Origin of the sequence: Acinetobacter sp. UBA6526 (genome assembly GCF_002434875.1) — a bacterium.
GTDB lineage: Bacteria > Pseudomonadota > Gammaproteobacteria > Pseudomonadales > Moraxellaceae > Acinetobacter > Acinetobacter venetianus.
In genome coordinates this window covers 1-8,637 of record NZ_DJLC01000074.1, presented here as the reverse complement: position 1 = coordinate 8,637, position 8,637 = coordinate 1, and the positions used below count along the sequence as shown (strand labels likewise).

The window sequence follows — 8,637 nt, the reverse complement described above, 5'->3', positions numbered from 1 at the left end:
CACAGCAGTGAAAAAACTAAAGCTTACAACATTAAAAATAGTTCAAGTGCAACTAAACTGAATATTGAAGCCAAAGAAATTCCACAAACGGTCAATGTGGTAACACGTCAACAGATTGATGATTTCGGACTGACTAGCTCAAGAGATATTTTAAACAACACCCCAGGCGTAACTGTTAATTCACTTGAAACCGAACGCTCAGTGTATATGGCACGAGGATTTGAAATCTCCAACATTCTTGTTGATGGCGTAGGTTTCCCTTCAAGTGTATGGAATTATAATGACACCAATCCAGATAGCTTCTTTTATGATCGTATTGAAGTGATTAAAGGAGCAGATGCACTGACCAATGCTTTCGGTGATCCAAGTGCGACTATTAACTATATTCGTAAGCGCCCAACCAAAGAGTTTCAAGCGAACGCCGGATTGAGCTATGGTTCATGGGATACGCAACGCTATGAAGCCGATGTATCAGGCAGCTTAACACCTAATGGTAATATTCGAGGTCGCCTCAGTGCTTTTGAACAAACTGGCGACTCACATTTAGATCGCTACTCTTCTGAGAAAAATGGTATTGCAGGCGTATTGGAAGCCGATCTTACAGATACTACGCTATTGTCTGTTGGTGCCAGCCAAGAAAAAAACAAGCCCAATGCCAATAACTGGGGTGCTTTACCTCTGATGGATTCTTCAGGTAAACAAATTAGTTATGATCGTTCATACAATCCAAACCCAGACTGGGCTTATTGGGACAATACGTCTCGAAATGCATTCATCGAGTTAAAGCAAAAGTTCTTGGAAACTTGGTCTGCTAACCTAAGTTACAACTACAATGAAAAAGAACGCCAAAGCCAGCTACTTTACTACTATGGCTATCCAAATGCAGATGGTTCAAATGTAGATCTTACAGCTTGGGGTGGAAAAGAACATAACAAGCTACAAACTGCTGACTTTAACTTACAAGGCAAGTTCGATCTTTTAGGGCGTGAGCATGAAGCAATTTTAGGCTATACATTCTCTCAAAGTGAACAAAATGATAAGCAAAAATCTGGGACTATCCTCGATACTAATGTTGGAACATGTACCCGTGGTACGGTACCAAATACCTATGAAGCACAATGCACAACTGGCTGGGCAAGCTGGACACCAAACAATGTTTCATGGAGTGCTTTTTCAGATGCAGCAGATTACACGCAACGCAATCAATCTGTTTATGCAGCAACACGCTTACATTTAACGGAAGATCTCAAACTCACATTAGGTGCGAACTATGTTCAAGCCAAAAGTGAAGGGACAAGTTATAGTGCACCAATGAATTATGATGAAAGTAAAGTTTCACCATATGCTGGTATTACCTATAACTTCACGCCTGAGTATACAGGCTATATGAGTTATACCTCTATTTTCCGTCCACAAACCTCAATTGATGAAACAACTGGTAAAGTAGCGGATCCAATTGAAGGCAAAAGCTATGAAATTGGAGTAAAGAGTGCATGGTTAGACAACAAACTTACAGGTACACTCGCTATCTTTAGAACTGAAGAAAATAATTACCCACTTAGACCAACTGATAGCCATCCGCTTAATCGCACCCCTGCAATCAGTGACTTACGTTCACAAGGTGTAGAAGTTGGTTTAGCAGGACAATTAACTGATCAAGTCAATGTATCTCTGGGTTACACTCAATTTAGTCTCCAAGACTTAAAAAATGGTGGTGCAGCCCGAACCTACAATCCGACCCAAAGTTTCAACTTACTAACAACCTACTCCCCTACCCAATTACCGAAATTAAAAGTTGGTGCTGGCGTAAAATGGCAGAGCAAAATTACACGCTTTGATCCAACTTACTCGACTTATCTCAAACAAAGCGATTATGCCTTGCTGAATTTAATGGCGAGCTATGAGGTTAGTTCAAACTTTACCATTCAAGCTAATGCAGATAATGTCACCGATAAAAAATACCTCAATAGCTTCACTGATGGGCAGGCATTCTACGGAGAACCAGCCAACTATACGGTAGCTCTTAAATTTAAATACTAATAAAAAAGCCCTCTTATCTAAGAGGGCTTTTTTAAATGCTTAAGCAGCAGCTGTGGTATTTGGTTTATTTGCTAGATAAGCTTCTAAACTTTCAACTTCGCTCGGTGCAAAATTCAAACCTAATTTAGAGCGTCTCCACAAAACATCCTGACTGTTCGTCACCCACTCAAAACGGCATAAATAATCTACTTCACGAACATACAAACCTTGTCCAAAGTGCTGTCCAAGTTGCTCAACTGAACTTGCCTCGCCCAGAATATTCCAAATGCGTGAACCATAAGCTGAAGCCCAACGTTTAGCTAACGCTTCTGATGCATCAGTAACTTGAGCACGAATTTCAAGAATTAACTGCTCTACTGACTCCATATTTTCGCCACCAGGTAAAGCTTCTGTTGCAGTCCAACTTCCTTTCATTTCAGGGAAAAATGCTTTTAACTGCTGCATAGCCGACTCAGCCAGCTTACGATAAGTCGTCAACTTACCGCCAAATACTGAAAGCAACGGCGCTTGATCTTCTGACTCTTTTGATAAAGCCAAAGTATAATCACGAGTGATCGCAGATGGATTATCCGACTCATCATCACACAATGGGCGTACACCAGCAAAAGTCGAAACAATATCCGCTTGAGTCAATTGTGTTTTGAAATGCTCATTACTGACCTTAATCAAATAATCTGTTTCTTCCTGCGTAATTTTTACTTGTGCTGGATCACCTTGATACTCACGATCCGTAGTACCGATCATCGTGTATTGGTCTAAATATGGAATTGCGAATACGATACGACGATCATCATTCTGCATGATAAATGCTTTATCACCTTCATATAGCTTCGGCACAATAATGTGACTACCTTGAATTAAACGGATGCCATAAGGTGATTTCAGCTGTAAATCTTGTTTAATGAATTGTGCAACCCAAGGTCCAGCAGCATTCACTAATGCCTTGGCCTTAATCTGGAATTGACCTTTTTCATTTTCTAAATCAATAATCCAGTATTGACCTTCACGTTGAGCAGACAAACAACGTGTACGTGTTAAAACATCTGCACCTTTTTCACGCGCATGCATTGCATTTAACACAACAAGTCTAGAGTCATCGACAGCACAGTCTGAATACTCAAAACCACGAGTAATAGCTGCTTTTAACGGACTATCTTCTTTAAAATAAACGTTATTTGAACCTAATAGCTTTTCACGCTTGCCTAAATGATCGTAAATGAACAAACCTGTACGAATCAGCCATGCAGGACGTAAATGTGGACGATGCGGCATGATAAAACGCATTGGGCGAATAATATGAGGCGCTTTTGCCAATAGCACTTCTCGCTCAGCTAACGCCTCACGCACCAAACGAAATTCCTTATGCTCTAGGTAACGTAAACCACCATGAATGAGCTTACTGCTTGCAGATGATGTATGGCTTGCTAAATCGTCTTTTTCACATAAGAACACAGATAAACCACGCCCAGAAGCATCCGCAGCAATACCAACACCATTGATACCACCACCGATAACCGCGAGGTCATAAATTTTGTCATTTGACTGAGGAGAAGTTTGCATAAATCACCGCAAATTTTCATTATTGTTCAATATTGAAAATTAAAACATATCAAATGAAAATAAACAATTAAAATTAGCCAAAAAAATGCCAATTAATAGACATTTTTAGATAAATGGTAAAAAATGAAAATGATTTAATGAAATTATGAAAATTAACTGTAGGACTGATTGATAAAGTGTTCTGTTGTATTAATCTATAAAAAAATTGAGCCAAACTTTCATTGGCCCAATAAAAGTAACAATTTTTCGGAAATGAATATTTATTTGGCGATAATTAACCCGATTCCTAAATCTCGGATGATTTTAGTGTATTGCTCATTGGGCTGCTGATCAGTAAAAATACAATCCACTTGCTTAAGCGAACCCAAACGAATCATTGCATTACGACCAAACTTGGTACTGTCAGCTGCAAGAAAAACTTGTCTCGCACTTGAAACGATTTCCTGAGATACACAGACTTCCTGAAAATCAAAATCGAGTAAAGTCCCATCTTCATCAATACCACTAATTCCAACCAAAGCATAATCCGCTTTAAATTGTTTGAAAAAATCAGCTGTTGCCTGTCCAATTACACCACCATCAGGACGAACACGACCGCTAGCAATCAAGACTTCAAAGTCTTCTTTGGTGCTTAGAATTTTCGCAACATTTAAGTTATTGGTGATGATTTTTAACCCCGTATGATTCAGCAATGCATGAGCAATGGCTTCTGTCGTGGTCCCAATATTAATAAACAGAGAAGCATGATCTGGTACAGCCGCTGCAACAGCTGCTGCAATGATCCTTTTTTCCTCAAGCATGTGACCTACGCGCATAGTATATTCAGTATTTTCAACACTTGAATCATGCGCCGCGCCACCATGATAACGACGTAACAAACCTTCATCCGCCAATTGATTAATATCACGGCGGATAGTTTGAGGCGTAACATCGAAATACTGAGCAAGTTCTTCAATACTTATATAGCCACGTTCTCTCACTAATTCGAGGGTTTTTTGTTGGCGTAGTATCAAGCTCATGCTCATTCGTCCTATGTTATTTTACGTCATAAAATTTGGGCTATTTTAACTTAATCCTCTGCCCAATCTCGAGTACGTCCAACAGCTTTTAACCAACCCTTATAGAGTTTTTCAGTTTCAGCTTGTGAACACTCAGGAGTGAAAGTATTTTCGATAGTCATTCTACTCTTTAATTCATTGAGATCCGACCAGAAACCGACAGCCAAACCAGCAAGGAAAGCAGCACCCATGCCTGTTGTTTCTTTCATTGCAGGACGTTCAACAGATGTTCCCATGATATCCGCTTGGAATTGCATCAAGAAATTATTCGCTGTTACACCACCATCCACACGCAAGGTACGTAACTTTTCACCCGAATCTTGCTGCATCGCATCCAAAACATCGCGCGTTTGGTAGGCAATCGATTCTAAAGTCGCACGAATAATATGTTCGATACTAACTCCACGAGTAATACCTAAAATTGCACCGCGCGCTGTCGGATCCCAATAAGGCGCACCTAGACCTGTAAATGCAGGTACGACATAAACGCCATTGCTATCTTTGACTTTGGTTGCATAGTATTCAGAATCATGCGAATCATTGATCGCTTTCAGTTCATCACGCAACCACTGCACGCATGAACCACCATTAAATACTGCACCTTCTAGCGCATAATTCACTTCACCACGTGGGCCACATGCAATCGTTGTTAATAGACCATGCTCTGATTGAACAATACGTTTTCCAGTATTCATCAATAGGAAGCAGCCAGTCCCATAGGTATTTTTCGCCTGTCCAACTTCAACACACATTTGACCAAATAAAGCAGCTTGTTGATCACCAGCAATACCAGCAATAGGAATACCAACTTCTTGACCGCTAATGGTATGTGTATAACCGTAGACTTCTGAAGAGCTTCGAACTTCAGGCAGCATTGCTTTTGGAATATTTAAGGCTTCAAGTAACTTATCATCCCACTCAAGCGTTTCAATGTTAAACAACATCGTGCGTGAAGCATTGGTATAGTCAGTTACATGAACTTGACCATTGGTCAATTTCCAAAGCAACCAAGTATCGATCGTACCAAATAAAAGCTCGCCACGTTCTGCACGTTCACGGCTGCCTTCAACGCGATCAAGAATCCACTTAATTTTAGTCGCAGAGAAATATGGATCAAGAACCAAACCCGTTACTTTATGAACGTAATCTTGCCAACCCTCTTGACGAAGTTGATTACAAATCTCATTGCTTTGGCGGCTTTGCCATACAATTGCATTGTAAATAGGTTTACCTGTCTTTTTATCCCAGATGACAGTAGTTTCACGTTGGTTGGTAATACCAATCGCTGCAATTTGGTCACTTGAAATACTCGCTTGCGCTAAGGCTTCAACCCATACTGCGCTTTGAGTTGCCCAGATTTCCATAGGATCGTGCTCAACCCAACCTGGTTGTGGGTAAATTTGCGTGAATTCCCGCTGAGCAATACTGATGACATTCGCATCGTGATCCAATACGATCGCACGTGAACTCGTTGTACCTTGATCAAATGCAACCACATATTTTTTTTGACTATCTGTAGAGATCATGACATACCTATCCAGACTTGCTTTCGTCTAGTGCAATAAATTAAACGCCCGTTAAAAAACGGGCTCCAATACTGCAAAAAAGCAATGACTTCTGTATTAAATAAAAAACTTGGCAGATTATATGCAAAATTGTTCGAAAACGAAAATTCTTTTCTATAACTTTGAACCTAAATTCGATGAATAGCCTTTGTTTTAAAGAATCCTCACAATTCAAAATCTATTTTATGCGATACTTGAACCAGAAATAACAGGACCATTGATATGAAAAAAACGAATTTATTTTTTATTATGAGCGGAACCCTTTTGATCGCGGCATGTCAAAGCAGCCCACACCAATACAACGGCGTGACCGGTTATCAAATTGAAAGTAAAACAGCAACTTCTGCAACGCTTGCATATACATTGGCTGGTCGTAGCAATCGTGATATTGATGAGAAAAAGCTCCAACATGCCTGCAAACAAGTGCTGGGTGTAGAGAAAAATTACAAACTTTCTGTACTGAGTGTGAATGAAATTGTGAATCCAACACAAGAAGAGCAATATGGCGTAAAAATTGGAAACAGTCGCGCAACTTTTGGTCTATCGAACTCTCCAGATTTAAACAATAGCGAAGGTTATGCAACACGTCAGGCACTTGAAACCCGCCCTTCAACGCTAAAAGTCGTTCGTTATACTTGCTCTTAATAAAATAAATTCAATAATAAATGATGTGTGAACCTTTGTTGATTCACACATCTACATCATTTTTATATTTTTAAAACATCATGAATTGAAGCGTCTTTATCAAAAACAGATTTAGCAAACGGACATAAAGGAATAACTTTTACTTGACGCTCCCTTACAAAAGCAATCAATTCATCTAAAAGTTGTCGCCCCACGCCTTGACCTCGAAAGCGCTCGTTTACATCTGTATGATCAATGATCAGCATTGAATCACCCGCCCATGTATAAGCCATTTCCCCTGCGACTAAATCACCTTGAATCAGTTTAAATACACCATGCTTCCCATCATCTACTTGCTCAAAACTCATAAATCACCTTTATTCGCTAAATGCGTCATAAAATCAAATTTGATTTCACATTGATGTTTTAGCATGAGGTTGAACGAGCTTGTGTTGAGTTTTTATATCGTAGTTGAAAAATGATTCAGGCAGTAAACTACTATTTCGTGCGATAAAAACTCACATTGCGAAACTCTTTTGCCTCATCTAAATCTGGCCAAGTCGTCGCACTCCGCTCATCTATTTTTAAATATTGAGGATGACTAAAATTTTTAACTCGACTATCTGCAACCCAAACTTCTGGTGCGAATTTTAAAAACTCGTCTAAAAAGAAACGATTACATTGATCATAAAGCACATCAGCAGCAAGCAGTACATCGACTTGTTCTGACTTGTACAAATCATCAAGGTATTCTAGTTCAACATTATTCAATAATGCATTTTCGCGACATGATTCCAAACTAATTTGATCAATATCACAGCAAATTACGCGCTTTGCTCCTGCCATTTTTGCAGCAATCGCAACCACACCTGAGCCAGCCCCAAAATCAAGCACAACTTTATCTTTCACATGATGTGGTTCAGCAAGTAACCATTGCGCCATCGCCAGCCCTGATGCCCAACAAAAGATCCAATACGGTGTTTCATTCCAAATACGGCGGATGACTTCATCATCCAAACGATCTGTGGGAAATACTGGAGGAATTAACCACAATGAAATCGGTGTTTCAGGTAACTGCTGTGCCAATAAATCAGTGTTTGGAATAACGTCATGCAAAGCTTTAAGCAATTGCTCAGGTGCTTTTGCAAATTGAAAAGTACAACTCATATTTCTTTCATTCTTGAAAAAAGCCCCTCTATTCAGAGGGGCTAAAATATTAACCTAAAGCTTTTTCTGCGGCTTCTACCGTTTGACGAATCAAAGTGGTAATTGTCATCGGGCCAACACCGCCAGGTACAGGCGTATATGCAGAAGCAATTTCTTCAATACCTACCAGTTGAATATCACCAACACCACCGCCATCACGAGGATGGAATCCAGCATCAACAACAACTGCACCTTGTTTAATCCAATCTTTTTGGATCAATTCTGCTTTACCTACAGCACCCACGATAATATCGGCTTGTTTAACAAACTCAGCAAGGTTCTGTGTACGTGAATGGCAAATCGTTACCGTTGCGTTCGCTTCCAATAACATAGCAGCCATTGGTTTACCTAAAATAGCTGAACGACCAACAACAACAGCATGTTTACCCGCGATTTCGATATTGTTTTCTTTTAAAATCGTCATGATACCTGCTGGTGTAGCAGAACCATAGGCTGCCTCACCCATTGCCATGCGACCATAACCAAGGCAAGTTACACCATCTACATCTTTTTCTAAAGAAATCGCATCGAAACACGCTCTTTCATCAATTTGTTCAGGTACTGGATGTTGAAGCAAAATGCCA

General features: G+C 39.9%; 8 protein-coding genes. 2 read left to right on the top strand and 6 right to left on the bottom strand.

The window, feature by feature from the left end:
• Positions 1–2,040, top strand: a 2,040-nt coding sequence (locus B4237_RS04945; RefSeq protein WP_286941917.1) for a TonB-dependent siderophore receptor, incomplete at its 5' end; no start/stop codon positions are given.
• Between the two features lie 39 nt (positions 2,041–2,079).
• On the opposite strand, the gene glpD is transcribed toward B4237_RS04945, so the two are convergent.
• The 3 genes from glpD to glpK form a co-directional block, all read right to left on the bottom strand.
• Positions 2,080–3,600 (bottom strand): glycerol-3-phosphate dehydrogenase, encoded by a 1,521-nt coding sequence (gene glpD / locus B4237_RS04940; RefSeq protein ID WP_278595533.1) that lies wholly within the window; start codon positions 3,598–3,600, stop codon positions 2,080–2,082.
• A gap of 260 nt (positions 3,601–3,860) precedes the next feature.
• The gene (locus B4237_RS04935) at positions 3,861–4,619 is read right to left on the bottom strand and encodes a DeoR/GlpR family DNA-binding transcription regulator (protein WP_004878346.1); all 759 of its coding nucleotides are present in this window, start codon (positions 4,617–4,619) and stop codon (positions 3,861–3,863) included.
• Between the two features lie 50 nt (positions 4,620–4,669).
• On the bottom strand, positions 4,670–6,184 hold the full coding sequence (glpK, locus tag B4237_RS04930) for a glycerol kinase GlpK (RefSeq protein ID WP_007481743.1): 1,515 nt from the start codon (positions 6,182–6,184) through the stop codon (positions 4,670–4,672).
• A gap of 261 nt (positions 6,185–6,445) precedes the next feature.
• Here glpK and B4237_RS04925 point away from each other — a divergent pair, with 261 nt between their 5' ends.
• Positions 6,446–6,868 (top strand): hypothetical protein, encoded by a 423-nt coding sequence (locus tag B4237_RS04925; RefSeq protein WP_023012997.1) that lies wholly within the window; start codon positions 6,446–6,448, stop codon positions 6,866–6,868.
• A gap of 62 nt (positions 6,869–6,930) precedes the next feature.
• Here B4237_RS04925 and B4237_RS04920 read toward each other — a convergent pair whose 3' ends face one another.
• From B4237_RS04920 to B4237_RS04910, 3 genes are all read right to left on the bottom strand, one after another.
• Entirely contained in the window at positions 6,931–7,215 is a 285-nt protein-coding gene (locus B4237_RS04920) for a GNAT family N-acetyltransferase (protein ID WP_007481745.1), read from the bottom strand.
• Positions 7,216–7,345: 130 nt separating this feature from the next.
• Positions 7,346–8,014, bottom strand: coding sequence for a class I SAM-dependent methyltransferase (locus B4237_RS04915; protein WP_278595534.1), 669 nt, complete (start codon positions 8,012–8,014; stop codon positions 7,346–7,348).
• Between the two features lie 49 nt (positions 8,015–8,063).
• On the bottom strand, positions 8,064–8,637 hold a 574-nt coding region (locus B4237_RS04910), incomplete at its 5' end, for a bifunctional methylenetetrahydrofolate dehydrogenase/methenyltetrahydrofolate cyclohydrolase (protein WP_286941911.1).

Coding starts and splice junctions, on each gene's coding strand:
- glpD (WP_278595533.1), bottom strand. CDS start 3,600: ATGCAAACTTCTCCTCAGTCAAATGACAAAATTTATGACCTCGCGGTT.
- B4237_RS04935 (WP_004878346.1), bottom strand. CDS start 4,619: ATGAGCTTGATACTACGCCAACAAAAAACCCTCGAATTAGTGAGAGAA.
- glpK (WP_007481743.1), bottom strand. CDS start 6,184: ATGATCTCTACAGATAGTCAAAAAAAATATGTGGTTGCATTTGATCAA.
- B4237_RS04925 (WP_023012997.1), top strand. CDS start 6,446: ATGAAAAAAACGAATTTATTTTTTATTATGAGCGGAACCCTTTTGATC.
- B4237_RS04920 (WP_007481745.1), bottom strand. CDS start 7,215: ATGAGTTTTGAGCAAGTAGATGATGGGAAGCATGGTGTATTTAAACTG.
- B4237_RS04915 (WP_278595534.1), bottom strand. CDS start 8,014: ATGAGTTGTACTTTTCAATTTGCAAAAGCACCTGAGCAATTGCTTAAA.